At 42.9% G+C, this 23,660-nt stretch carries 23 protein-coding genes; 21 read left to right on the top strand and 2 right to left on the bottom strand.

The genetic code is table 11. The features are described 5' to 3' along the window. Positions 1–7: 7 nt before the first annotated feature. From BUB77_RS26540 to BUB77_RS26520, 5 genes are all read left to right on the top strand, one after another. Positions 8–910: a glycosyltransferase family 2 protein gene (locus BUB77_RS26540; RefSeq protein ID WP_073280201.1), complete on the top strand. Its 903-nt coding sequence runs from the start codon at positions 8–10 to the stop codon at positions 908–910. Next, positions 907–2,175 (top strand): O-antigen ligase family protein, encoded by a 1,269-nt coding sequence (locus tag BUB77_RS26535; RefSeq protein WP_073280200.1) that lies wholly within the window; start codon positions 907–909, stop codon positions 2,173–2,175. Before BUB77_RS26540 ends, BUB77_RS26535 begins: the two co-directional genes overlap by 4 nt. Positions 2,176–2,327: 152 nt before the next feature. Further along, a complete protein-coding gene (locus BUB77_RS26530; RefSeq protein WP_073280199.1) occupies positions 2,328–3,545 on the top strand; it encodes a polysaccharide pyruvyl transferase family protein in 1,218 nt (405 codons plus the stop codon). Positions 3,546–3,563: 18 nt separating this feature from the next. Continuing rightward, positions 3,564–5,111: an oligosaccharide flippase family protein gene (locus BUB77_RS26525; protein WP_073280198.1), complete on the top strand. Its 1,548-nt coding sequence runs from the start codon at positions 3,564–3,566 to the stop codon at positions 5,109–5,111. A gap of 147 nt (positions 5,112–5,258) precedes the next feature. Continuing rightward, complete coding sequence (locus BUB77_RS26520; RefSeq protein WP_170866764.1) at positions 5,259–6,440, top strand: Coenzyme F420 hydrogenase/dehydrogenase, beta subunit C-terminal domain; 1,182 nt, start codon at positions 5,259–5,261, stop codon at positions 6,438–6,440. On the opposite strand, the gene BUB77_RS26515 is transcribed toward BUB77_RS26520, so the two are convergent. Then, a complete protein-coding gene (locus BUB77_RS26515; RefSeq protein WP_073280196.1) occupies positions 6,437–7,354 on the bottom strand; it encodes a GNAT family N-acetyltransferase in 918 nt (305 codons plus the stop codon). The two genes, BUB77_RS26520 and BUB77_RS26515, sit on opposite strands and share 4 nt — an antisense overlap. Positions 7,355–7,606: 252 nt before the next feature. Here BUB77_RS26515 and BUB77_RS26510 point away from each other — a divergent pair, with 252 nt between their 5' ends. The 16 genes from BUB77_RS26510 to BUB77_RS26440 all read left to right on the top strand — a co-directional run bounded on the left by BUB77_RS26510 (position 7,607) and on the right by BUB77_RS26440 (position 22,141). Continuing rightward, positions 7,607–9,751: a Tex family protein gene (locus tag BUB77_RS26510; RefSeq protein ID WP_073280195.1), complete on the top strand. Its 2,145-nt coding sequence runs from the start codon at positions 7,607–7,609 to the stop codon at positions 9,749–9,751. A 471-nt stretch (positions 9,752–10,222) separates the two neighbouring features. Then, complete coding sequence (locus tag BUB77_RS26505) at positions 10,223–10,891, top strand: hypothetical protein (RefSeq protein ID WP_139241336.1); 669 nt, start codon at positions 10,223–10,225, stop codon at positions 10,889–10,891. Beyond that, positions 10,860–12,278: a sugar transferase gene (locus BUB77_RS26500; RefSeq protein ID WP_073280193.1), complete on the top strand. Its 1,419-nt coding sequence runs from the start codon at positions 10,860–10,862 to the stop codon at positions 12,276–12,278. The genes BUB77_RS26505 and BUB77_RS26500 overlap by 32 nt, the downstream gene beginning before the upstream one ends. A 14-nt stretch (positions 12,279–12,292) precedes the next feature. After that, the gene (locus BUB77_RS26495) at positions 12,293–13,039 is read left to right on the top strand and encodes a CpsB/CapC family capsule biosynthesis tyrosine phosphatase (protein ID WP_073280192.1); all 747 of its coding nucleotides are present in this window, start codon (positions 12,293–12,295) and stop codon (positions 13,037–13,039) included. A gap of 36 nt (positions 13,040–13,075) precedes the next feature. Then, positions 13,076–13,849: a YveK family protein gene (locus tag BUB77_RS26490; protein WP_073280191.1), complete on the top strand. Its 774-nt coding sequence runs from the start codon at positions 13,076–13,078 to the stop codon at positions 13,847–13,849. Then, on the top strand, positions 13,836–14,537 hold the full coding sequence (locus tag BUB77_RS26485) for a polysaccharide biosynthesis tyrosine autokinase (RefSeq protein ID WP_073280190.1): 702 nt from the start codon (positions 13,836–13,838) through the stop codon (positions 14,535–14,537). Before BUB77_RS26490 ends, BUB77_RS26485 begins: the two co-directional genes overlap by 14 nt. 50 nt (positions 14,538–14,587) lie before the next feature. After that, complete coding sequence (locus tag BUB77_RS26480; protein ID WP_073280189.1) at positions 14,588–15,319, top strand: hypothetical protein; 732 nt, start codon at positions 14,588–14,590, stop codon at positions 15,317–15,319. Positions 15,320–15,371: 52 nt separating this feature from the next. After that, positions 15,372–16,097 (top strand): CpsB/CapC family capsule biosynthesis tyrosine phosphatase, encoded by a 726-nt coding sequence (locus tag BUB77_RS26475; protein ID WP_073280188.1) that lies wholly within the window; start codon positions 15,372–15,374, stop codon positions 16,095–16,097. Then, positions 16,081–16,659: a VanZ family protein gene (locus BUB77_RS26470; RefSeq protein ID WP_073280187.1), complete on the top strand. Its 579-nt coding sequence runs from the start codon at positions 16,081–16,083 to the stop codon at positions 16,657–16,659. Before BUB77_RS26475 ends, BUB77_RS26470 begins: the two co-directional genes overlap by 17 nt. Positions 16,660–16,735: 76 nt before the next feature. Next, complete coding sequence (locus BUB77_RS26465; RefSeq protein WP_073280186.1) at positions 16,736–17,395, top strand: YveK family protein; 660 nt, start codon at positions 16,736–16,738, stop codon at positions 17,393–17,395. Beyond that, the gene (locus tag BUB77_RS26460) at positions 17,385–17,702 is read left to right on the top strand and encodes a PqqD family protein (RefSeq protein ID WP_073280185.1); all 318 of its coding nucleotides are present in this window, start codon (positions 17,385–17,387) and stop codon (positions 17,700–17,702) included. Before BUB77_RS26465 ends, BUB77_RS26460 begins: the two co-directional genes overlap by 11 nt. Further along, a complete protein-coding gene (locus tag BUB77_RS26455) occupies positions 17,650–18,783 on the top strand; it encodes a radical SAM protein (protein WP_084124770.1) in 1,134 nt (377 codons plus the stop codon). Before BUB77_RS26460 ends, BUB77_RS26455 begins: the two co-directional genes overlap by 53 nt. Then, a complete protein-coding gene (locus BUB77_RS30180) occupies positions 18,755–18,931 on the top strand; it encodes a hypothetical protein (RefSeq protein ID WP_170866763.1) in 177 nt (58 codons plus the stop codon). The genes BUB77_RS26455 and BUB77_RS30180 overlap by 29 nt, the downstream gene beginning before the upstream one ends. Before the next feature lie 15 nt (positions 18,932–18,946). Continuing rightward, complete coding sequence (locus BUB77_RS26450; RefSeq protein WP_073280183.1) at positions 18,947–19,798, top strand: phosphoenolpyruvate carboxykinase (ATP); 852 nt, start codon at positions 18,947–18,949, stop codon at positions 19,796–19,798. After that, positions 19,786–20,301, top strand: coding sequence for a S24/S26 family peptidase (locus BUB77_RS26445; RefSeq protein WP_073280182.1), 516 nt, complete (start codon positions 19,786–19,788; stop codon positions 20,299–20,301). The genes BUB77_RS26450 and BUB77_RS26445 overlap by 13 nt, the downstream gene beginning before the upstream one ends. A gap of 112 nt (positions 20,302–20,413) precedes the next feature. Continuing rightward, entirely contained in the window at positions 20,414–22,141 is a 1,728-nt protein-coding gene (locus BUB77_RS26440) for an ABC transporter ATP-binding protein (protein ID WP_073280181.1), read from the top strand. On the opposite strand, the gene BUB77_RS26435 is transcribed toward BUB77_RS26440, so the two are convergent. Then, positions 22,128–23,381 (bottom strand): nucleotidyltransferase domain-containing protein, encoded by a 1,254-nt coding sequence (locus BUB77_RS26435; RefSeq protein WP_073280180.1) that lies wholly within the window; start codon positions 23,379–23,381, stop codon positions 22,128–22,130. The two genes, BUB77_RS26440 and BUB77_RS26435, sit on opposite strands and share 14 nt — an antisense overlap. Positions 23,382–23,660: the final 279 nt, after the last annotated feature.

Raw genomic sequence — 23,660 nt, 5'->3', positions numbered from 1 at the left:
GGATCGGATGGAAGCATTGGTGTGTGTGGTTTTGGTAAATTATAATGGCTATCAGGATACGGCGGAATGTATAAGAAGTCTTCTTAAGTGCCGCTATAAAAATATAAAGATTATTGTTGTGGACAATGCTTCGGCAAAAGTCCCGGATAAAACGGATATGGAATATATCCTTAAGAATGCCCGGTTCATTAGGTCCGGGAAGAATATTGGCTTTGCCGGTGCCAATAACCTGGGAGTCCGGCATGCAAAAGAGTATGGGCCAAAATATATTCTCATCCTGAATAATGATACGGTTGTAAAAGAGGACTTTCTGAATATCCTCATTGATACCTGTGAAAAAGAAAAGCAGGTGGGAATAGCAACCTGCAAGATATGCTATTATGATGAGCCGGATACCTTATGGTTTGGCGGCAGCTATTATGACAGCAAGAGCTGTGAAATGAAAATAGAAGGAATCGGAGAAAAAGACGGGCCAAAGTATTCTGTTCGAAAGGACCTAAGCTTTTCCACAGCCTGTCTCTGGTTAATTTCCCTGGAAACCTTTGAAAAAATCGGTGAGATGAATGAAGACTATTTCCTCTATTATGAAGATGCGGATTATTGCGAAAGGATTATAAATGGCGGATACCGGATTCTTTATATCCCGGAGGCAGTAATTTATCATAAGGAAAGCAGATCCACAAAGAAAGGGAGCTTTCTCTACCACTATTATAATACAAGGAATTATTTATATTACCTTACCAGGTTCAGAGGCAGAAAAAAGCGGTACAGAGCAATGTTCAGAAGGCTGTATCTGGATATGAAATCTGTTATACGGGGGAGAATTCCAATAAAAGCAGAAATTATGGCTTGGAGGGATTTTGTTTTAGGGCATAAGGGAAGTTACGGACATTGGAGGAAGGTTTCATGAAGGTGGGGAATCCGACAAGAGTCAGCTGCTGGAGTATTGTAACAGCAACTGTTATTTTACTTATGGTATTGGATATACGTGCATTTGGCCTTGTAGCGATCACAGGCAGTTTGAACAGAGTTTGGGGAGCATACGAGAAGACCCTTCTTGCTGCTATCGCTATTATTCTGTTTCTATTTATGGATGCAGCTGCAAAACGGGAGATTACCGGCAGCAGGTTTCTGGATAAATACGTATTATGTGCTGTTTTATCAACGGTTTCCTTATACATCTTTACTTATTTTAAGTATCCTCAGCAGAACCTCACACAAACCGTTTTAGCAGGCACGCATTTTCTGATTGTGCCTTTGGCATTGCCCTTATACGGCCTTCTCAGAAAACAAGGCGGTTCGGAGAGAATATTTGTCTGGATGAACAAGGTGACCTTTGTATGGTATTGCATCCTTATTTTTCAAAGTATTATCTATTTAAAATCCGGCAGGCTGTTCCTGCATATCGATGAAAATATCAGAAATGACAGTATCAGAATATCCCTGAATAGCATAGGTAATTTAATGATAGTTTATAATTTTAATGCTCTTTATTCCGGGAGAGCAAAGAAGAAGGGCTGGTATGTTATACAACTGGCATTAGGAGCCTACTGTCTCATAATGGTCCAGCAGACCAGAGCCTATAATGTGATTATTGGTATCTGCATTGCGGTTATTATTATGCTCCATACGAATACCCCGTTAAAGACATTACGCTCCCTGATACTGATTGCCGCTTGCTTCGTCGTATTGGATCAAATGAATATCATAGATACCATGCAGCAGTCCTTTTCGGTGGACAATGAAGTCTATGGAAATGGCACAAAGGCAAGGATGCTTGCCACAACCTATTACTGGGAGGCATTTTTAAAAAGCCCCCTATTTGGCCAGGGGTTTATTAACAGCAAGGTCTATCTTACTATATTACGGGGAAACCAGGGGATATTCAATTATTCCGATGTGGGATTTCTGGGGCTGCTTGCCAATACTGGCTTATTATGTATTGCTTTCTATATCTGGCCGTTACTGCGCTGGGGAAAGCAGGTGATAGGATATCTTGCCGACAGGAGCAAAAGAATTGACAACAGCTTTCTTATTGCATTTTTTATTTACATAGCCGGGACATCAACAACCTTAATTATGACAGATTCCCAAAGAATTCTCTTACTGCCCTTCAGCCTGGCTGTTTTTGAATATGCGAGAAACAAGCCGGCCTTACGAAAAGAAGTGGCTTGAAAAGGCAGTGCATTTTTTTTATTTATGGCATTGCCGCATCTGTAAGCAGATGTGGCATACAATTGGAGCCAGTATAGCCAGTATAGAAATTAACTTTTACAATCTATTTGGCAGTTGTGCAAGTAAACTTGCAGTATGCATGGAGGATTAAAATGAATGTACTTATCTATGGAGCTAATTGGTATAACAGGGGAGACGAATCGGCAATACGGGCAATGATTGACGAATTCCGCAATTTATATCCCGACAGCAGCATGAGAATTCATGTCAACAATGGAGAGCTGTGTGATTTTAACTATGATGATATCAAACAGGTCCGTAATTTTTCATACCCTTATGGGCGAAATAAATTAAAGCTGCTGCCATATTATTTATCCCTGTATAGTAAAGGCAGAATGAATCTGATGAATAAAAATGAACGGAATAATTTCAGGGATTTTATAGAGGCTGTAAACTGGTCCGATATGGCTGTCTATGCCCCCGGAGGGCCTATGCTGGGAGATTATTATGATGTGAAATTCCTCCTTGACCAATTGCTGTTAATCAGACATATGAAAAAGCCATATGTATTTTTTGCACCTTCCATGGGACCGTTCACGAAGAATAAAAGAAAAATCAAGAAAATTCTGACAGGGGCATCGCTGATCTGCTTAAGAGAGGAGGTATCCAAAGGATTTCTTGAGAGCTTACATATAAAAAATGAGGCGACAGTTACCCTGGACTCTGCTTTTCAGCACAGAATCGATATGCAGGAAAACCAGCAGCTGCTAGAGCAGGATATATCACTTAAGAACTTTTTAGACAGCCATGAACGAATAATCGGAATAACCATAACGGATTTGAAATGGCATAAAAACTATTGCAGGGAGAATTTATCGGATACAATAACAGCGGCATTTGACCCTTTTATTGATAAGCTCATAAGAGAAGGATTTGGGATAATATTTATTCCCCAGCTTTTTGGGAGGGCAAATGACTCCGGTTATATGAGCGGCTTTGCAAGAGAGAACTGCTATGTCCTGCCGGAAAAGTATGACTGCTACTTTCAGCAGTACCTGATATCCAGATTATATGCAATTGTCGGGATGCGGTATCATTCCAATATATTTTCCGCAAAAATGGGAACCCCCTTTCTATCGGTTTCCTATGAGCAGAAAATGCTTGGCTTTATGAAAAAATCAGGATTGGAAGAATACTGTATAGATATCCGGAAGCTTTCCTTTGAAAAGCTGGAAGAGCTTTTTACAAAGCTGCAGGCAGATTATCCGGTATATAAAAAAGCATTGGCGGAAAAGATTCCGCGCTTTCGGGAACAGTCCTATGAAACGACACAATTGGTTTCTGAAGTGATTCAGAAAATGGGCTTATAACAGAAGGATAATTTAAGAATGAATAAGAAGCAGACCAATATCAACATAGTAGTGAACATAATCGCCTTTGCCGTACAAATAATGATAGGCTTCTATACCGCTCCTGTACTCATCCGTGCATTAGGTACCGAGGCCTACGGCTTTATTGGGCTGGCAAACGACTTTGTGACGTATATTTCCATTATAACGGCAATATTTAATTCGGTTGTTGCAAGGTTTATATCCTTTGAAATGGCCCGTAATAATGTTGAACGCGGAGAACAATATTTTAACAGCATCCTTGCGGCAGATTTCTGCCTGGCCGGGCTGTTTTCCTTAGCCGCTGCAATCGTGGTTCCAAACATAGACAGGATAATCAATGTCCCGAAGGATTTAATCCTGGATGTAAAAATCACCTTTCTGATTACCTTCCTCGCCTATATTCTCGGAGTTATAACATCCATATTTACAACGGCCGCCTATGTAAAGAACCGGTTGGATATACAGGGTTCAAGAAATATTATACAGAGCCTGGTAAGGTTCCTATTTATTGTTATATTCTTAAATTTATTTCAGATCCGCATTTACTGGGTGAGTGCTGCGGCACTGATTGCGGCAGTTGTGGTGGCGGTCCTGAATATTAATATTACCCGGAAAATCATGCCGGAAATCCATGTGAATATCCATAAGGCATCCTGGAGCATGATTCTTGAGCTGGTCAAATCAGGAGGCTGGATGGCATTTACAAGTCTAAGTGCCATATTAATGCGCGGGCTTGACTTGCTGGTAGCAAATCTGATGCTTGGCTCCTATGATATGGGGCTGCTGTCTGTTGCAAGGACCTTTCCAAACTACTTTTCCAGTATTATAAATACCATAGCCCCCATATTCAGTCCGGTGTTCATAACTCTATTTGCAGTTGGGAAAATGGAGGAACTCAGGGAATCTACCAAAGCCTCCATTAAAAGCATGGCTTTGATACTGTTTGTTCCGCTATCGGGTTTTTTGGTCTTTTCAGGTGACTTCTATACGTTATGGCTGGGAGGGTATTCGGCCGGGCAGATCCGGATGATTACCGCATTATCTACGGTTACCGTTATCCAAAGCTTTTTTGATGCCTCTACCTCTACAATGGCGCAAATGAGCGTTGTAACCAACAAATTAAAAGCTCCCGTATTTGTGAGTTTTTTTTGCGGGCTGTTAAATGTAGTCACAGTGTTTCTGCTTTTAAAATTCACCGGGCTGGGGGTGTATGCAATTGTCACCTCCAGCACCGTTATTATGGTTCTGCGGTATGTTATTTTCAATTCCTTTTATTGTGCCCATGTCCTGGGACTGCAGAAAAGAGAATTTATACCCGGTGCCATAAAAACATGGATTACAGTACCGGTCCTTATTATGGGAATGCTGATTTTTAAATACCTAATACGGATTAATTCGTGGTCCCACCTTATACTGGCGGCGGTAATCTGCGGAGGCTTGGGCTATATTGGGGAATTTTTTATGCTGGAAGGCTGTAAGGGGGCAGCTAAGATTAAATTTTATATGCAAAAATTAAAAAGTAGAAAAAGGCTGCAAAAAGAGTGAGAAGCTGATTTTGAGCATTATCGCAAGCAACCTTGTTATAGCATGGGTAATTGAGTGAAAATTAAAAAGCAATTTTCACACACAAGATTGTGCCCGCGAAATCCTAGGCCCGATCTTGCGGCACCCTTAGAAGGCATGGGTATTAAGATGAATATTGAAAATATGGTAAAGAGCAGCCGCTGTGTCCAGTGCGGCATGTGCAGCTTTGTGTGTCCTGTAAAAGCTGTTTCAATGGTATTTAATAAAAAGAGGGGCTTTTACTTTCCACGAGTAAGCAGATCCCTTTGTGTGGACTGTGGTAAATGCTGCAAATACTGTCCTGCCTTTCATAACGATAAGAAGAATACCTTAATGGGAAGCTATGAAAATCTTCTTCTGGCACATTCTAACAATATGCACATCAGAAGGGGAAGTACGTCAGGCGGAGTTATCAACGAATTAATAAGATATCTTATTGAGAAGAAAATTGTAAAAGCTGCCATTGTAACGGCAGCCTCTCCGTATTCACCTGTTTTGGCGGAGCCTGTGGTTATCAATGAAAACAATATACATGAATTATTGGAAAGGCCCCGGGACTTTGCATCAAGATATGTTTCGGTCCCTGTACTTTCTAAGCTAAGAGAAGTAAAGAAATATAAGGGCAGGATTGCAGTGGTAGGAACTCCCTGCCAGATTAACGCCTTAAGCATGGAAGGAATATACCCTATGGAGGTGATAAAGATTGGAATTGCCTGCAGCGGAGGAATGAGCTGCCAGGCCACAGAACAGTACAAGCGTTATATGCACCTGCCGAAAGCCGCCATGTATTACCGTGGCGAGGGCTGGCCAGGTAAAAACAGCCTGAAAAGCAAAGAGAGTGTGCTGGAATTCCCCCATCAAGGCTCTCTCTTTGAAAGGATGTTTACCTCACAAATATTTAAGAACCCGGCTTGCAGACATTGCCATGACCAGTTTGCCGAAAATGCGGATATCAGCTTTTGTGATTTCTGGAACAGGGCTGAGATGAACTCCGAGAAAGACGGAAATTCCTGTGTCATTATTCGGAATCAGCTTATGCTGCCTATATTCCAGGGTGCGGTGGAGGAAAAGAGAATTGACATTGTGCGGAGCTTAAGGGAAGAGGAGGTAATTGAAACCCAGATGCAGGTGTTAAAAATGAAAAAAGGAAATATGCATGAAAACCTTAAGTTTAAGATTTTCATGCACCTGATTGATATCATATTCCGTTTTAAGCTTTATAGAATCTTTCGTTTCAGAATATATCAAAAGTTCTGCTCATTTTATGGCAGGCTCTGCAGTGAGTCTGAAATAGATTTGGCGGAGGATTAAAGGCACACCTCATAATATTTCATAGCAGATACCGGATGAAAGCCATTTCCGGTATAAATACTTAAGGCTCTGTCATTTTTCGTTTCAACATCCAATGCAGCTGCCTTGCAGCCTTTTTCAAAGATTATATGAAGAGCTTCTCTTAAAGCAGCCTTTCCATAGCCCTGGCCCCTGTATTCCGGCAGGATGCCAAAGCCGTAGATAAAGGCTTCCTCCTCCTGCATTTCAATACGTATCTTGCCAAGGGTAATTCCCTTTCCTTCTATCAGATAGGTATTCTGCATGGAGGTAAGACTTCTTTCGTCCAGGGTATCTGCCTCCTCTTCTTCCTCATCAGCGTATAACACCCTGTCATATTCATGGATTAATGCCGCGTCCTTAGCAGAGGCTTCTCTTAAAAGGACCTTTTTCCCAATACTTTCCCTATCGAAAGGATAATTAGAGTAATCCGCAGAGGAGAGTGTCATTCTGCTTTCGGTAAAAGCATAAACTCCGCCCACAGACTCAATAAACCCAATGCCGGAGGAGGAATTGCCGTCAGTTAATAACAGCAGCTTATTCTTTTCAAAACTCTTGCATTCCTTTGCAGCATGCTGGTAAAGCCTTTTAAATAAGCCCCTTTTCCGGTAATCCGGATGGGTCAGTCCGTTTACTTCATAGATATTTCCTCCGAAGCTGCAAATACCCAGATAGGATACCAGCGCATTTCCGGAATAATAAAAATATTCCTTCATACAGGAAGGGGTGGGAAAAGCCCCTGTCTTTGATTCTAACAAGGAAAGCTTATAGGGCAGCTCCAGCTTCAGGTTGATATTTTCTTCCTTACAAAGCTTTTCCAGGCTGCAAAGCTCCTTGTAATCTTCCTCTGTAATATTGTTTTTCATTACAATGGTCTCTGAATCCGCATATGTCATTTCGTTCCTCCTCCAATCAGGCAGTTAAATTATTATTATCATATCCAATACTTCTGATAGAAGTCAATTGAAAAAATAACTTTACTTAAGTTTGCCGGGTGGCATGGACCTATGACACCGCTGCCAGCCTAAATAACCGGAACCCTGATTCCTGGATGTACTAGTGATTACGGCCGCCTTGATTTTCCCTTTCCGTTTGTGTTATTATTATGTTATTGCCATAAGAACGAAAAGATATAAAAGGAGTAAAGAATGGATATTATAAAGCAGCTTGCAAGTGAGCTTTCCGTCCGCCGGGAACAGGTGGAGGCAACAGTAAAATTAATCGATGAGGGAAATACCATCCCCTTTATCGCAAGATATCGGAAGGAAGTCACCGGTTCCTTAAATGACGAGGTACTGCGTAATTTACATGAACGTCTGCTCTACCTTCGCAACCTGGAAGAAAAGAAGGCCAGCGTACTGGCAAGCATAGAAGAACAGGGAAAATTAACAGAGGAATTAAAGGAGCAGATTCTCTCCGCCTCCACTCTGGTAGTAGTAGAGGATTTGTACCGCCCCTACCGCCCCAAGAGAAGAACCAGGGCAACCATTGCCAAGGAAAAAGGCCTGGAGCCCCTGGCAAATATTATCCTGCTTCAGATGACGGACAAGTCCATAGAAAGCCAGGCAGAGAGCTTTCTCGACCCTGAAAAGGAAGTAAATACCGTAGAGGAAGCTATTGCAGGAGCGAAGGATATTATTGCAGAAAATATTTCCGATGAGGCGGATTACCGTATTCATATCAGAAAGGTAACCTTTGAAGAGGGAAGTATTATTTCTGCTGCCAAGGATGAGAAGCAGGAAAGTGTTTATGAGATGTACTACCGGTTTGAGGAAAGGCTGAATAAGCTTGCCGGACACAGGGTACTGGCCTTGAACCGGGGAGAAAATGAGAAATTCCTGACAGTTAAGATACAGGCACCGGAAGAGAAAATCCTTCTCTATCTGGAGACAAAGGTAATCGTAAGAGACAACCCTCATACAACGGATATTTTAAAGAATGTAGCAGCGGACAGCTATAACCGCCTTATTGCCCCTGCCATCGAGAGGGAAATCCGGAATGACTTAACGGAGAAAGCCGAGGATGGTGCAATTAAGGTATTCGGCAAGAACCTGGAGCAGCTGCTGATGCAGCCTCCCATTGTGGGACAGGTAGTGCTTGGCTGGGACCCGGCTTTTCGTACCGGCTGCAAGCTTGCGGTTGTGGATGCAACAGGTAAAGTTCTGGATACGGTAGTGGTGTATCCAACAGCTCCCCAGAACAAGGTGGAGGAAGCAAAGGCCACTGTTAAGAAGATGATTGCCAAATACGGCGTTACGCTTATTTCCGTGGGCAACGGTACAGCCTCCAGGGAGTCGGAGCTTATCATTGCGGACATGCTGAAGGAATACCACGGCAAGGTACAGTACATTATCGTAAATGAAGCAGGTGCTTCCGTTTATTCTGCGAGCAAATTAGCCACGGAGGAATTCCCGAATTTTGATGTGGGCCAGAGAAGTGCCGCTTCCATTGCAAGAAGATTGCAGGACCCTTTGGCAGAGCTGGTAAAGATAGACCCCAAGGCAATCGGGGTTGGACAGTACCAGCATGATATGAACCAGAAAAAGCTCTCGGATGCCTTAACAGGAGTAGTCGAGGACTGTGTAAATAAGGTCGGGGTGGATTTAAATACGGCTTCCACCTCCCTCCTGGAATATATCTCAGGTATCACCAAGACCATAGCCAAAAATATCGTAACCCACAGAGAAGAAAACGGGCCCTTTACCGGCCGCAGGCAGTTACTGAAGGTAGCAAAGCTTGGACCTAAGGCCTTTGAGCAGTGCGCCGGCTTCCTTCGTATTCTGGAGGGTGAAAATCCTCTTGACGGTACCAGTGTCCATCCCGAGTCCTATGAAGCGGCGTTTAAGCTTCTGGAGAAATTAGGCCTGTCAGCCACTGATATCCGTGCAGGTAAGCTTGCCGGCCTTTCCAAAATGGTAAAGGATAAAAAGAAAATGGCAGCGGAGCTTTCTATCGGTGAAATTACCCTGACAGATATTATGAAGGAGCTGGAGAAGCCTGGCAGGGACCCGAGAGAAGAGATGCCAAAGCCGATTTTGCGTACCGATGTCCTTGAGATGAAGGACTTAACAGAAGGTATGATATTAAAGGGAACCGTACGTAATGTTATAGATTTCGGAGCCTTTGTAGATATCGGGGTTCATCAGGACGGACTTGTGCATATATCGGAGCTTACGGACAAAAAGTTTGTAAAGCATCCGTTGGAAGTGGTAAGCGTAGGAGATATTGTTGACGTTAAGGTAATGAGCGTTGACCTGTCAAAAAAGCGTATCCAGCTCACCATGAAGCTGTAAATAACATCAAAGGAGCATTTGGGACAGGAGCGGAACGGTTAAAATACTCCCTAACCAGATATGCCAAATAATACCAAATACTAAGAGCGGAATACCTTAAAATACAGTAGGAATTGCCATTAATATGAATTCCATAACGCATAATTAGAAAAATAAGCAGAAGCCCTGTTACTTTTTAGACGCTGGCAGTCAGAAAAGTAACAGGGTTTTTGCTTTTTTGTCATTCCTGTAAGGCAGAAAGGACAGAAAACCGTAAAGGAAAAGCAGTTACTGTAAAAAGTCCAGAAATAGGCTATTTTATTGGAAAATACTGCGATGAAAAGATAGAGGGAAATGCACTTAGCAACTTGTGAAATCAAAAAGTGTGTTTTATAATCGTAGAAGCTGGTAAATATTTACTTCTAAAATACATAAGAAGAACATAGTAAAAAAGATAAGTCAATCTGAATGTATGAGAAGGGAGGAAATATATTGAAGAGGTTAAAGAATCTTATAATACCCATTCTGTGTTTACTGGCATTGCTGATCTTTGCAGGGGAGCCATTAAGAGAAGCAAAAGCCAATACATTAAACAAAACAGCAGAAACCTTAAGCACGGACGGCAGTTTACATGGAAGGATAAACCAGCAGGAAATCAATATAGTAAATGCACTAATAGATAATATCAGCTTTACGGGTGCATTTGCAAATGCAATGGGAAATGATTATGAGCACTTTTTAATCCGGTATTTTGGTCAGAAAAGTGTAAGTCTGGATGAGAATAACTGGGAAGAGGTGGAGAGTAAAATCGGTGCGCTGAATAATCTGATGCAGCTTGAGAACAAAAAAAATTTAAAAGAACTGCCTACGGATGAAAAGGAAATTGCAGTAGGACTTACAAAAGGCATATTTTCCGCATGCGGCCTGTCGGCAGGATTTACTCCCTCAGGAGAGCTGATCAGCCTGTCGGACGAATCCGGAAGCCTTACCCTGTCAAATGAAAAGGCAAATAAGCAGCATATTAATTCCGGCATTCTTATGCTGGTAATTATGGTAGTGGGAATCCTTCAGGTAATCTGCTATATACTGTCAAGGAAATCACGAATAATGATAAAGGATGTGAAATACAATGGCTTTCATAAAGAAGAATTTGCCAGGTAGGTATCTGTTATTCATTGACTGTATCTGCATCGTAATATCCTACATACTGGCAGCCTGCATCCGCTACAGCCTGGTGACCAGGTACTGGTATTACAATATATTCGGCTGGGTCTTAGTATTTACGATACTATTGTATGTCGGTGTCTTCCTTGCCTTTGATTCCTATAAAGAGTTTTCGAAAAGAAGCTTTTTTGATGAACTGATTGAGGTCTGCAAGCTAAATACCATATTATCCTTATCCGTAACTGCCTTTTTATTTTTGACACAGGAAGGAGCCGCTTTTTCCAGGCTGTTCTTCCTTCTGTTCTTCCTATTGAATATTCTGATAACCTATACCCTGCGCCAGTATTTTAAATGGCTGCTCTTGGGAGTGTATAAAAAGAGCAGGTCAAACAGCAAGATCATGATTATAACCACATTCAGCCAGGCAGAGGAAGTGCTGAAACAAATAAACAACGAAAGCACCTGGGAATATGTAGTTACTTATCTTACCATACTGGACCGTGACATGGCAGGGAAAAGAATCCTTGGTATTCCCGTAAAGGCCAATGAAAGCAATATGTTTGAGGTGGCAAGGCAGGAGGCTCTTGATGGGGTATTTATCCATCTGCCAAGTGATTATTCGGAAACCATTAATCTGGAGGAGACTATCAAGCAATTTAAGAATATGGGTGTAGATGTAAGCTTAAGCATACATATTTTCGGACTTAAACTTTCCGAGCAGAATATTCAGAATATGAGCGGGTATCATGTTTTGACCTTCAGCCATAGGGTCTTTAATGAATATCAATTACATATTAAAAGACTTACAGACATATTGGGAGGGCTGGTAGGCTGCATTCTGACAGTTATCGTAGGAATTTTCATTGCACCGGCCATTGTAATAGAAACACCGGGACCTGTTCTTTTCAAACAGACCCGGGTGGGAAAGAACGGAAGACGTTTTCAGATATATAAGTTCCGTTCCATGTGTGCCGGGGCAGAGGAGAAAAAGGCAGAGCTGCTGGCTCAGAATGAAATGGAAGGGCAGATGTTCAAAATAACCAGCGACCCCCGTATCACCAGGGTGGGAAATTTTCTTAGAAAGACCAGTCTGGATGAATTTCCCCAATTCTTCAATGTTCTAAAGGGGGATATGAGTCTGGTAGGAACAAGACCCCCCACGGAAGATGAATTTCTTCATTATGAGGGCAGGCATAAAAGAAGACTGGCCCTGAACTGCGGGTTAACAGGACTCTGGCAGGTAAGCGGCAGAAGCGACATAACGGATTTTGAGGATGTTGTAAATCTGGATTTGAAATATATTGATAACTGGTCCCTGCGGATGGATTTAAAGATAATTGTTAAGACCATCTATGTTGTATTGTTCGCAAGGGGATCAAAATAGCGGGAGGAAATAGCTTGGAACGGCTTATTGATATTCACTGCCATATACTTCCGGCAGTGGATAACGGTTCTGTAAGTATGGACCAGACAAAGAGAATGCTGAATATAGCCTATGAGGAGGGTATTACCTATATAATAGCAACGCCTCACTACGGGGCCGGCTGCATTAACACCGGAAATCCTGAATTGGAGGATAAGCTGGAAAAGGTACGAAAAGCTGCCAAAGAGATAGATCCGGCATTTCAGATAGAGCTTGGAAATGAGCTGTTTTACAGCCGGGAAATTGTGGAACACCTGAGAAAGGGGAGGGCACTTACCCTGGCGAACACCCGCTACTGCCTGGTGAAATTTCCGAAGGATGAGGAGTATCCTGCTATGAAAGCAGGGCTTCACAGCCTGTTAATCCAGGGATATTATCCGATACTTTCCCACATGGAAAGCTACCGGTGCTTGTATGAGAACTATGAGGGTATTGCAAATCTTATAAATCTTGGGGTTTACATGCAGATGAACAGCAGGAGCCTGACGGGAAATCCCCTTGATTCCCATGTTAGATATGTCAGACGCCTGATATCCAACGGGATGGTACATCTTATAGGGACAGGTTCCCACTCGGACTGTTTAAAACCGCCTCAAATGAAAAAGGGGCTTGCTCTTATAAAGAAGGATTACGGAGAGGCAGTAAGGAAAAGGCTGTTGGAAAATACCCAAAAGCTGCTGCTGAACCAGAAGATGGAAAGAAAGATATTCCCCTATGCATAATTTTTACAGGCAGAAGAACAGAAAGAGAGGTTATATATGGAGCTGGAAAAAACAGAAGAGATAGAAATTGATTTAAAAGATATTTTCTTTGCACTCCTTGATAAGATTTGGGTGCTATTCTATGCCGCACTTATATGTGCACTTCTTGGCGGTATTGTAACAAAATTGACCCAGGAATCGTTTTATTCCTCCACGACAAAGCTTTATGTAATTAACAGGCAGGACCCGGATAAGACAATAACCAATACGGACTTGTCAGCGGGAAGCCTCCTGATAAAGGACTTTGAGATACTTGTGACCAGCAGACCGATTTTAGAACAGGTAATCCATAATTTAGACCTTAAGGTAAGCCAGGAGGAGCTGGCAGGTGAAATTTCCATCAATATACCGGAGGAAACGAGAATATTGGAAATCACCGTAACGAGCAGGGACCCGTTTATGGCAAAGAAGCTCGCAGATGAAATTGCAGATGTTTCTGCGGAGCAGATGATTAGTGTCATGGACATTGAAAAAGTAAATGTAGTGGAAAGAGGGCGCATCCCCACCTCCCCCACAGAAAATAAATTTAAGAAAAACATACTGCTTGGAGGCATTTTGGGACTTGGAGTATCCATGGCAGTAATTATCCTTCTCTATCTTGGTAATGATCATATCAAAACCAACGAAGATATTGAGAAATTTTTAAAGGTAATCCCTTTGGCGGAAATTCCTATGGAGGAAGATATCTTAAATTCAAGAAGAGTCAGAGCAGAGCTAAAAAAAGCATATAAAAAAGGCTACAAAGGAGGACTGAACAATGCAATCGGTTAATATTGAACTGGCAGCAAGCCTGGACTTTAGAAGCTATGAGGCCTATAACACCTTGAGGACCAACATACAATTCTGCGGGAAGGAAATACAGGTCATCTGTATAACCAGCTGCACGCCGGGGGAGGGGAAATCCACAGTAGCCCTGCGCCTGTCAGCCTCTCTTGCCGAAACCGGTAAAAAAGTGCTTTTTATCGATGCAGATTTGAGAAAATCCATATTGGTAAAAAGTCTTAAGGTGAACCAGGCTGTTTTGGGGCTGTCCCAGTATTTATCCGGTATGAATACCTCCGAGGAGATTACCTATGAAACGAATGTGGCTGGCCTTGATATTATTTTCACCGGCCCCATGCCGCCGAATCCTTCGGACTTACTCAGTAATAAATTTTTTAAAGCCTTACTGGAAAATCAACGGAAAATATATGATTACATCATTATCGATACACCGCCTTTGGGGCTTGTCATAGACAGTGCCAATGTAGCGGAAAGCTGTGATGGTGCGGTTGTTGTCATACAGGCTGATGTTAACAGCTATAAATTCGTACAAAAAATAATCAAGCAGCTGGAAAAGAGTAACTGCCGTGTTCTGGGAGCGGTGCTTAATAAGGTGGAAAGCAAGCACCAGAAAAGATACTATGGCAAGCAGTATAAGCGGTATTACGGTACGGCATATGCTTCTGCAGAGGTATAAATACAGAAACAGATGGTATACGATAATCATTCTTAAATTAGGAGCAACCTATGAAAAAATTTATAATACTGGCAGGAGTAGTAACAGCACTGCTCTTTTCTGTTCTGATATATATCGTTATGGGTGAGGATAGGACGGCACCGGTGATAATGCAGGATAACAAGAACCTGATTTATAAGGAGGGAGAGGATTCCGGCCTCCTCTTATCCGGTGTCAAGGCGGAGGATGATGTAGACGGTGATGTCACCGCTACGGTTATAGTAGGGGATGTTGTAACAATGCCTGATAAAACAGCGGCAAAGGTAACATATCTTGCAAAAGACTCCAGTAACAATGTGGGTGAATTGGATATTATTATTCCCTGTGAAACGGAACTCCAAAAGACGGAGGAAAAGGCAGGAGGGGCGGAAAGCAGCACTGGTGCCAAAAAAGAGCAAGTCGGACAGAAGAGAGAGCAGCAGAGTGAGCAGCAAGTAGAGCAGAAGGGAGAGCAGCAGGGCGGGCAGCAAGGAGAACAGCAGGCAGAGAAGCAGAGTAACGTGCCCGTTATAACTCTTACGGCAGCGAAAGCAGAAATAAAAGCAGGGGGAGAATTCCATCCCGAAGAATACATAAAAGCAATAAAAGATGATAAGGATTCCATTCAGACCCTGCTTCAGAACCTGAAAGTAACAGGAGACTACGATCGGAATAAGAGAGGGACCTATGTGCTGCTCCTTGCTACAAAGGACAGTGACGGGCACTCGTCAGAAGAAGTATCCCTTATATTAAATGTAAAGTGAGTATAAAACCAAAAGCCCCAGCGGGCGGCCCTGGCAGCCGGGAGGAGGAGCTATGGAAGGATACATAGATATACACAGCCATATCATTCCAAAGGTGGATGATGGCGCACATAGCATGGACCAGGCCCTTCGTATGACAGATATGGCATACAGGGAAGGAATCCGTTCCATCATTGCGACACCACATGTAACCTACCGGAGAGGTGAGGAAAGATACCGGCAATTAGAAGCTGCCTTTTCCGAGCTGAAGCTAAGAGCAGAAAAGGAGCTTCCTGAGCTGAAGCTATATCTTGGAAGCGAGATATACTACGGCCAGGATACGGTTTACGGCCTGGATAAAAAAGAAATACCGACTTTGGGAGGCACAAGCTATGTTTTGATAGAATTCCAGCCCTCCTGTGAGTACCGGTATCTGAAGAGCGGCATACAGAATCTCATTATGGGGGGCTATAAACCAATAATCGCCCATGTAGAACGGTATGAAAGTCTGAACAAAGACATGAACAGGTTAGAAGATTTAATTGCAATGGGAGCATACCTTCAAGCCAATGCCATGAGCATAAGCGGAGAGAACGGGAAGGGGTTTCGAAAGATTACAAAAGGGCTGTTAAAGAATGGACTTTTGCATTTTATAGCTACGGACAGCCACAATGAACTTTTAAGGCCTCCCAGGATAGAAAAATGTCTGGTATCCACTGCAAAGCGGTACGGTGAAAAATATGCGGCGGAGTTATTTTCCCATAATGCAAGGAAATTACTGAATGACCAGTATATTTAGCCAGCTGCTGGTACCTATTTATGCAGACCTTCATATTGCGGTAACTGCTTACCTGCTTCCATCCCTGCTCCCCGGAATGCTGGCTCTTGTAACCTTTGATATTGCCTATCTGCTTTTTTTCAGGAAAAGGCAGAAGGATTATAAAATCTTTCTTAGAAGCAACCAGTTTATACTCTTTATCATGTTTTTTTATCTTGCCTTTATTATATACCTGACCATATTGTCAAGGCCTTCCGGCTCCAGAACAGGTGTGGATTTAATGCCCCTTGCAACGTTGTCCGACAGCCTGTCCGGTAATATTTATGCGGCAGAAAATGTATTGCTGTTTCTCCCCTTTGGTGTTATCTACTGCTTTTTACCCATTGCCGGCAAAAGGGCGTCTCAGTGCAGGATGACAGGCTTTACAATCAGCGTTTCTATTGAAGTGGTTCAGTATATAACAAAAAGAGGCTTTCTTCAGACCGATGACGTAATTTTAAATGTGCTTGGCTGTTATATTGGATATATTATCGGAAGTCGGTTAATAAAATTAAAAGACGGCTTTCCTTTACCGTCAGGTTAATGAGTGGTTTGGAAATTAAAAAAATTTTACTATCTGTTTTATCGCAAGCTGACTTGGGATATGCATGGGGATTAATATGAGAAAAATAAATACCGGTATAAAGGAAAATTTCATAGAGCTGTCCTGGCACCTGAAGAAAAGATTCCTAAGAATACTTCTTATAGGAATGATCACAGGAATAACCGTAAGTGGTATCAATCATTTTCTTTTGCCGGATTATTATTTCGCAGCTGCGAAATTTCAGGCAGGAATGCAGGTCAGCAATGATTATATGATATTGATAAAAAGCTGGCCGTTTCTGGAAAAGGTCATCTATGAAGCCGGGGTCAGTATGACACCGGATGAATTACAGGATGAGATGTTTATCACCGTTCTTGAGGAAACCAGAGTCATGGAAGTGCAGATAAGTGATTATAACCCTGAAAGAGCCGAAACCCTGATAGGGGCTTTTGTCAAGACAGCAGAGGAAGATTATGGGGATATCTTCAGACTAAAAGTGGTAGAAGAGGCCGGCAAGGCAGTGCCCCTTCCAAAAAGGGATATGGAAAGCTTTTTAAGAGGCTTTTTGCTTGGAGCCATAACGTCTGTCCTTGTCATTTCCGTCAGGTATATCCGCGGCAGCAGGATACGGAAGGCGGAAGAAATAGAAACTCTGCTAAACCTTTCCACTCTGGCAGTATTGCCTGACTGGGATAATAAAAAGACAAAAAGAAGGAGGATTGGATATGAAGATTAAGGAAGGTTTCTTACTTCGTGAAATAGCAGGATCTTATGTTGTAGTGCCTATCGGGCAGAGAGTAATTGATTTTAACGGCCTTATGAGCCTTAATGAGACCGGGGCCCTGCTTTGGTCAAAGCTGGAAAAGGAAGTAAGAACAATAAATGAACTGGTAACCCTCCTGTGCGAGAATTATCTGGTGGAAGAGGATAGGGCAAGAGTAGACATAGAGGCCTTTATCAATAAAATTACTGAGAGAGGATTGATAGAAGATGGCAATGAACTGGGGGCAGTTAAGTGCGCAGCTGACAATGAACTCCTATAGCCGGCAATTACCCTTTATCGGGCAATTTGAGCTGACGACCAGATGTAATTTTGGGTGCCGCATGTGTTATGCCTGTTCCGGCTTAAACCATCTTTCTTTAAAAGAAAGGGAACTAAGTGCAGGAACATGGATAGGGCTTGCGAAAGAGGCCTTGGAGGCGGGGACCCTTTTTTTACTGCTGACCGGCGGAGAGATTTTCTACCGGGAAGATTTTCGGGAAATCTATGAAGAAATTTCCCGGATGGGATTTATCGTGAGCCTTTACAGCAATGGCTCCTTGATAACAGAGAAGGTAATGAATTGGCTTTGCAAAATACCGCCTGCTCAAATCGATATATCCCTCTATGGAGCCTCTCCGGAGACCTATAAAAGAGTATGCGGAAATGCGGAAGGCTTTCAGAGGACATTGGACGGAATAAAACGGCTAAAGGAAGCCGGAATCAATGTCCAGATAAGAACGACCGTAATACGGGAAAATGCCGCAGACATCGACAGGATGATTGAGATTGCCGAAGACTTTGACTTAAAACTGAACCTTACGGACTACGTATCCCCCGGAAGGGAAACGGGAAGAAAGGATACCGGAAGACTATCCCCTGCCGAGCAGGCTCAGCTCCTAAAAAAGATGGATGCTTACTATAACAGGGAGGAGCCGGAGTTTAAGCTGGAGGACCTTTACGAAGATAAGGAAACCTTTCATAGGGCCCTGGAATGCTTTCGCACTTATGAAAACAGCGGTTCCTTTCCCTGTAACAGCGGAAAGAATTCTTATTTCATCACCTGGGAGGGAAAAATGATACCCTGCCCAATTCTGAATATTCCCCAGTCATACCCGGTGACACAGGGCTTTACCAATGCCTGGAAGGATTTAGCCATCAAGTGCAGTGAAGTACCGACCTGTAGAACCTGCGATAAATGCAGCCTGAAGGAAAATTGCAACTCCTGTCCGGGAAGGCTGCTAAATGAAACCGGAAGCTTTCAGGAACCGGCGTTGTACTTATGTGAGCTGACAAGAGAAAACAGAAAGCTTTATCATGAAAAGGAGGATGATTATGAAGGATTATGTAACACCAACTATTGAAATTGTTGAATTAAGGCCGGAAGAACGTCTGGCTACCTGCCACGGCGGCTATACGAATTATAACCTGTGGTGGAATTTATTAAGTGTGATTTTCTGCGGACTCAAAAAATGCGCCAAGAGCAATTCACAGGCACATGGCTGCAGTTAAAAGAAGGGCAGCATAATGAAAACTACATTAAGGATAGCAGATATTCCCATAACGCTGGAAGCGGATATTCTAAAGGGGAACAAAAAGAAATTTAAAGTCTTTGAAACAGACCAAAAGGCTGACGGAATGAAAGTAGAATACATAAGGGAAGAAACCCTTGAACTACCGGAGGAAACAGTTTCCTTTGATGATACCATAAAATGGGCGGCAGGAAGCAAAGAGGAGGAGGCTTCAAAGCTTTATATTATCAACAGGGACTCCAGGGAGGTGGCATACAAAGTCTCTGCGGATTTAAACTGGAAGGAAGTAAGGGTTTCCTGCGGCGTAAAAGAGGCCAGACCTCTTAACTCCTTCTTATACTCCCTGGGTGAAATAACTTTCCGGAACCGGATATTATCCTATGACGGCCTGGTTATCCATGGGTCTGCCATACAATGGGAGAAGAAAGGAATCATATTTTCAGGACCTTCCGGCATGGGAAAATCCACCCAGTCAAAGCTGTGGCGGAAATATAAAAGAGCTGAAATGATTAACGATGACAGGCCTGCCATTCGTGTGATTGATGGGGTACCCTATGTATACGGTACCTTGTGGAATGGAGCGAGAGGTAAATGCACCAATAAGTCGGCGCCGTTAGCGGCAATTGTCCTGCTGGAGCAGGAGAAGCAAAATAAACTCGAAAGGCTGGGAAAAGCCGAGGCAGTAAACAAGCTGATGCCAAGAAGCTTTCTGCCCTTTAACAGCCCTGAAAATATGGATAAGGCCCTTAAAAATCTTGAAAACATTGTAACTGTCACGCCGGTATTTTATTTAAAATGCAGGCCTGACAGGGAAGCTGTGGAGTTGTTGTACCAATGTCTGAAATAAAAGAAATAAAAACAGACACTATGATGCCTGTTATCGATAAGCTGTTAAAGGAAGGCAAAGGGGTACGTATTAAAGTAACAGGAAGCAGTATGTACCCTTTTTTGCGTGATAAAAAAGACAGTGTTGTACTTTATAAAACCTCCCTTGACAGGGTAAAGGCCGGTGACATTATCCTGGTGCAAAGAAAAGAGGGAGCTTATGTATTGCACAGGGTGCTGTTAAAATTAAGAAGCTCTGTCTATATACTGGGAGATGCACAAAGAAGGCTGGAAGGACCCATATACGAAGGGCAGATACTCGCAAAGGTAGAGACAATCTGGCGGGGTAACCGGCCAATAGCCGGGGACAGCCTGATAATCAGAAGCCTGGCCCTGCTATGGACCTTTGCAATACCCTTTCGCAGAATTATTATGAAAAGTTACCGCGGGCTTCGGAACTGGCAGTTAATGATAAAACATAAAGTATTCAACTGCCTGCCTGGGGATGTTGAATCAAAGATTTGATATTTAATGCATGGGATTAGATTAAGAATGCATTGCATTTTTAATCTTTCTATTTAAGGCAGTATCCTAAGCAAGCTTGTGATACGCATGGTGTTTAGAAGGAGTAAGACAAATGAAGCAAAAAGTACAAATATTAAAATGGATGGCGGCTAAGACAAAACCCTATGTCAGGAATCTGATACTGCTCATTTTAATGGGAGGTATCCTGTCCTTTGTAAGGGTCTATATGGCATACATATCAAAAGACCTTATTGATTCTGCTCTGGAAAGAAACCATGAGATATTAATGAAGACCGGAAGCGTCTTCTGCCTCACCATTCTGGTGCAAATAATCCTCAAATGGCTGTCCGCCGATTTGTCGGTAAAGACAGCAGAAAATATGTCGGGCAGTTTAAAGATAAGACTATACCGCCATTTGACAAATGCCAGATGGACGGATTACATGAAATACCATACCGGAGACATTCAGATGCGGGTGGTGGGAGATACACAGGTAGCGGTAAACGGAATAATAGACGGCATACCTAAGGGGGCAACCCTGTTTACCGGGCTGCTTGCGGCATTTATTGCTCTGCTGTCTTTTAATAAAGAAATTGCCCTGATAACATTACTCTTAGGGCCCTGTTCTCTGATTTTTGGAGGACTGGTGGGTTCGAGATATATGTCCTTTCACGAGAGCACCCAGGAGGCAGAGGGCAGATACAGAGCCTATTTACAGGAGTGTTTATCCCATATGCTCATCATAAAGACCTTTTGCAGGGAAGGTGACAGCGTGGAGAAGCTGAGGAAAATGCAGGCAGAAAAGAAACGCCTTGCAGTAAAACGTACCTTTTCTACGACATTAATCAATACCGTTGCTATGATGGGATTGGGCTTAAGCTTCCTGCTTATATTTGCTATAGGAATATCCCGGGTATTCGATAAGACCCTTACTGTCGGCGCCCTAACGGCATATATTCAGCTAATCGGGCAGGTGCTGATGCCCTTTGTGGATATGACGGTTTTATTTACTACCTTCCTCTCTGCTGCCGGTTCAGCTAAGAGGCTGATGGAAATAGAAAGGCTCCGGATAGAAAAAGCTGAGATAAAACCCAGCATCAAAGAGTTTGATGAGCTTATATTAGATGGTCTTAACTTTTCCTATGAAAAGGACAAGCCGCTGCTAAAGGGGATATCAGTCTCAATCAAGGCAGGTGAAATAATCGGCCTGGTAGGAGCTTCCGGCCAGGGCAAAACCACCCTTATAAACCTTATTATGCAGCTGATTAACCCGGATAAGGGCTGCATTTTACTGAAAAAAGAAAACACGATCTACAACCTGGAGCAGTTTTCAGCCAGGGATTTGATATCCTATGTACCTCAGGGAAATACTCTTTTTTCCGGTACCATAGAAGAAAATCTGGAGATGGGCAGTACCGGGACGAAGGCAGAAGAGAAGATAGAAGCTTTAAAGGGAGCATGTGCCCTGGAGTTCGTAAATGAATTGAAGGAAGGGCTTAATACCGTAATCGGGGAATATGGCATCGGCCTTTCTGAGGGACAGGCTCAAAGAGTAGCAATAGCCAGAGCCCTGCTTAAAAAAGCTCCCCTGCTTCTATTGGATGAGGCGACCTCTGCTCTGGATATGGATACCGAAAAGGCAATCCTACAGAATATCATTGGATTAAAAAGAGAAAGAACCTGCATCATAATAACCCACAGGCTCTCGGCTCTTCGGTACTGTAACAGGGTATTCAGGCTGGAGAATGGAAATTTAAAAGAGAAAGAGCCGGCTAAAATGTTGGCAGAACTAAATGAAAGAGCCGGATTTTCTGTTTTTTTTAATGCTAGCGAAGCTTAAGCCAGGTAAGAAGCTGTATCCGGTCCGTATAAGCAGAAACAGATTCCCTGTTATAAAAAAAGGAAAGCAAAGAGAGCTGCCTTATATTATAAAAAGCTCTGTGCAGCCAGGCAAAAGGCAGCAGAATCGGGTGCTTCCTGGCATACCGGTACTGATGGCTGAGCTTGCCAGGGGATGGAAAGAAAAAACGCATGAGATTACAAAGGGAAGAAACCTTTAAAGCAGGAGGTTTTACAGCTTCCTCTGCCGGAGAAAAAGAAGGGTGCTTATTCTTCATATACAACAGGATATGCCGCGAGGCTTCCCTCTCTTTTGTGCGCTTACCATATACCCCGGAATTAATAATATCCTCGGTCAGGAAATTTCGGTAAGTCTCAAACTCCTCCTCCTCTTCTGTTATGGGGTTTTCCGCTAGGGACAAGTCAAACAGTTCACGGCATATGGAGAGAAGCACCAGTGTGAATTTATCATAGCCATAAAGCTCCATTTCATAGAGGATATCTTCCCATATAATATCCTCTGCATGAGAAACTGCAAAAACAGTAAGGTCACATAGCTGCCGGATACCGACACCGCTTAAGAGGACGTGGTGGATTATGTGAAACATCAGATATACCACCTGGTCCTTGGGGGACAAGCTTAAGGCTGGTGCAGAGCCTATAAAGGCAGGGATAGTATTATCCCATACCTGAAAGGTAAAATGATTAAGCTTTTCCATTTCCTCACTATCTGTAAGAATCCCATGAAGCTCTATGTCAGGATAGCCGTTCAGGGAATAAGCAGTATGGCGTTCATCGTGCTTTCTTTTCTTATATCCCAGGGAAGTCAGGACAGTATGTACCTTATGAAAATCCTCCTTCTGAATCAGGATATCGGCATCCCCCATGGTACGAAGCTCCGGATTGGGGTAATAGCCTCGCAACACCAGTCCTTTTAATGCAATTACCGGAATGTCCGCTTTATGAAGGAGAAGGAGAACCTTCTCTATCTGCTCCATGTGAAGAAGCTGGAGGGCCGCCTCACGCAGGGTTTCGTACTTCCAGACTTCCAAAAGGGAAGAGGCAGGCCTTAGTTCTGCAGGCAGCTTTTCAAACAGCGGGAATAATAAGGTATGGACCTGGTGGGCCTTTGCCTCCTCATAAATAGAATCCCAATCAGGAAGAGAGAGAAGGAAATCAGGTGTTTTTTCAAAAATAGCGGCGGATAAAAGTTTTATAAAAATATTGGAATGTTCTTTCATATTATCTCCTATAATGAATGGTAAAATTTTACATATATTATAAACCATAGAAACTGCCAGGACAACCTTTCCGGTAAGACAAAAAAGGAGCTAATTATACAAAAAGCACGACAACGGTGGGGTGACCGGTACATTAACAAAGTGTGCAACGGATTCGGCAGGTTTGAATCGGCACTGTGACCGCAAGCAAACTTGTGATATGCATGGGGATAGTGTGAATTATTGGAAAGCATAATTCACACACAAGATTGAGCCTGCGAAATCCTCGGCCCAATCTTG

Source organism: Anaerocolumna jejuensis DSM 15929 (assembly GCF_900142215.1).
Taxonomy (GTDB): domain Bacteria; phylum Bacillota; class Clostridia; order Lachnospirales; family Lachnospiraceae; genus Anaerocolumna; species Anaerocolumna jejuensis.
This window is presented reverse-complemented; position numbering and strand designations above follow the sequence as displayed.

What these genes read in the sequence shown, in the direction of transcription:
- BUB77_RS26540 (WP_073280201.1), top strand. Translation starts at nt 8, where the DNA reads ATGGAAGCATTGGTGTGTGTGGTTTTGGTAAATTATAATGGCTATCAG.
- BUB77_RS26535 (WP_073280200.1), top strand. Translation starts at nt 907, where the DNA reads ATGAAGGTGGGGAATCCGACAAGAGTCAGCTGCTGGAGTATTGTAACA.
- BUB77_RS26530 (WP_073280199.1), top strand. Translation starts at nt 2,328, where the DNA reads ATGAATGTACTTATCTATGGAGCTAATTGGTATAACAGGGGAGACGAA.
- BUB77_RS26525 (WP_073280198.1), top strand. Translation starts at nt 3,564, where the DNA reads ATGAATAAGAAGCAGACCAATATCAACATAGTAGTGAACATAATCGCC.
- BUB77_RS26520 (WP_170866764.1), top strand. Translation starts at nt 5,259, where the DNA reads ATGAATATTGAAAATATGGTAAAGAGCAGCCGCTGTGTCCAGTGCGGC.
- BUB77_RS26515 (WP_073280196.1), bottom strand. Translation starts at nt 7,354, where the DNA reads ATGACATATGCGGATTCAGAGACCATTGTAATGAAAAACAATATTACA.
- BUB77_RS26510 (WP_073280195.1), top strand. Translation starts at nt 7,607, where the DNA reads ATGGATATTATAAAGCAGCTTGCAAGTGAGCTTTCCGTCCGCCGGGAA.
- BUB77_RS26500 (WP_073280193.1), top strand. Translation starts at nt 10,860, where the DNA reads ATGGCTTTCATAAAGAAGAATTTGCCAGGTAGGTATCTGTTATTCATT.
- BUB77_RS26490 (WP_073280191.1), top strand. Translation starts at nt 13,076, where the DNA reads ATGGAGCTGGAAAAAACAGAAGAGATAGAAATTGATTTAAAAGATATT.
- BUB77_RS26485 (WP_073280190.1), top strand. Translation starts at nt 13,836, where the DNA reads ATGCAATCGGTTAATATTGAACTGGCAGCAAGCCTGGACTTTAGAAGC.
- BUB77_RS26480 (WP_073280189.1), top strand. Translation starts at nt 14,588, where the DNA reads ATGAAAAAATTTATAATACTGGCAGGAGTAGTAACAGCACTGCTCTTT.
- BUB77_RS26475 (WP_073280188.1), top strand. Translation starts at nt 15,372, where the DNA reads ATGGAAGGATACATAGATATACACAGCCATATCATTCCAAAGGTGGAT.
- BUB77_RS26470 (WP_073280187.1), top strand. Translation starts at nt 16,081, where the DNA reads ATGACCAGTATATTTAGCCAGCTGCTGGTACCTATTTATGCAGACCTT.
- BUB77_RS26465 (WP_073280186.1), top strand. Translation starts at nt 16,736, where the DNA reads ATGAGAAAAATAAATACCGGTATAAAGGAAAATTTCATAGAGCTGTCC.
- BUB77_RS26460 (WP_073280185.1), top strand. Translation starts at nt 17,385, where the DNA reads ATGAAGATTAAGGAAGGTTTCTTACTTCGTGAAATAGCAGGATCTTAT.
- BUB77_RS26455 (WP_084124770.1), top strand. Translation starts at nt 17,650, where the DNA reads ATGGCAATGAACTGGGGGCAGTTAAGTGCGCAGCTGACAATGAACTCC.
- BUB77_RS30180 (WP_170866763.1), top strand. Translation starts at nt 18,755, where the DNA reads ATGAAGGATTATGTAACACCAACTATTGAAATTGTTGAATTAAGGCCG.
- BUB77_RS26450 (WP_073280183.1), top strand. Translation starts at nt 18,947, where the DNA reads ATGAAAACTACATTAAGGATAGCAGATATTCCCATAACGCTGGAAGCG.
- BUB77_RS26445 (WP_073280182.1), top strand. Translation starts at nt 19,786, where the DNA reads ATGTCTGAAATAAAAGAAATAAAAACAGACACTATGATGCCTGTTATC.
- BUB77_RS26440 (WP_073280181.1), top strand. Translation starts at nt 20,414, where the DNA reads ATGAAGCAAAAAGTACAAATATTAAAATGGATGGCGGCTAAGACAAAA.
- BUB77_RS26435 (WP_073280180.1), bottom strand. Translation starts at nt 23,381, where the DNA reads ATGAAAGAACATTCCAATATTTTTATAAAACTTTTATCCGCCGCTATT.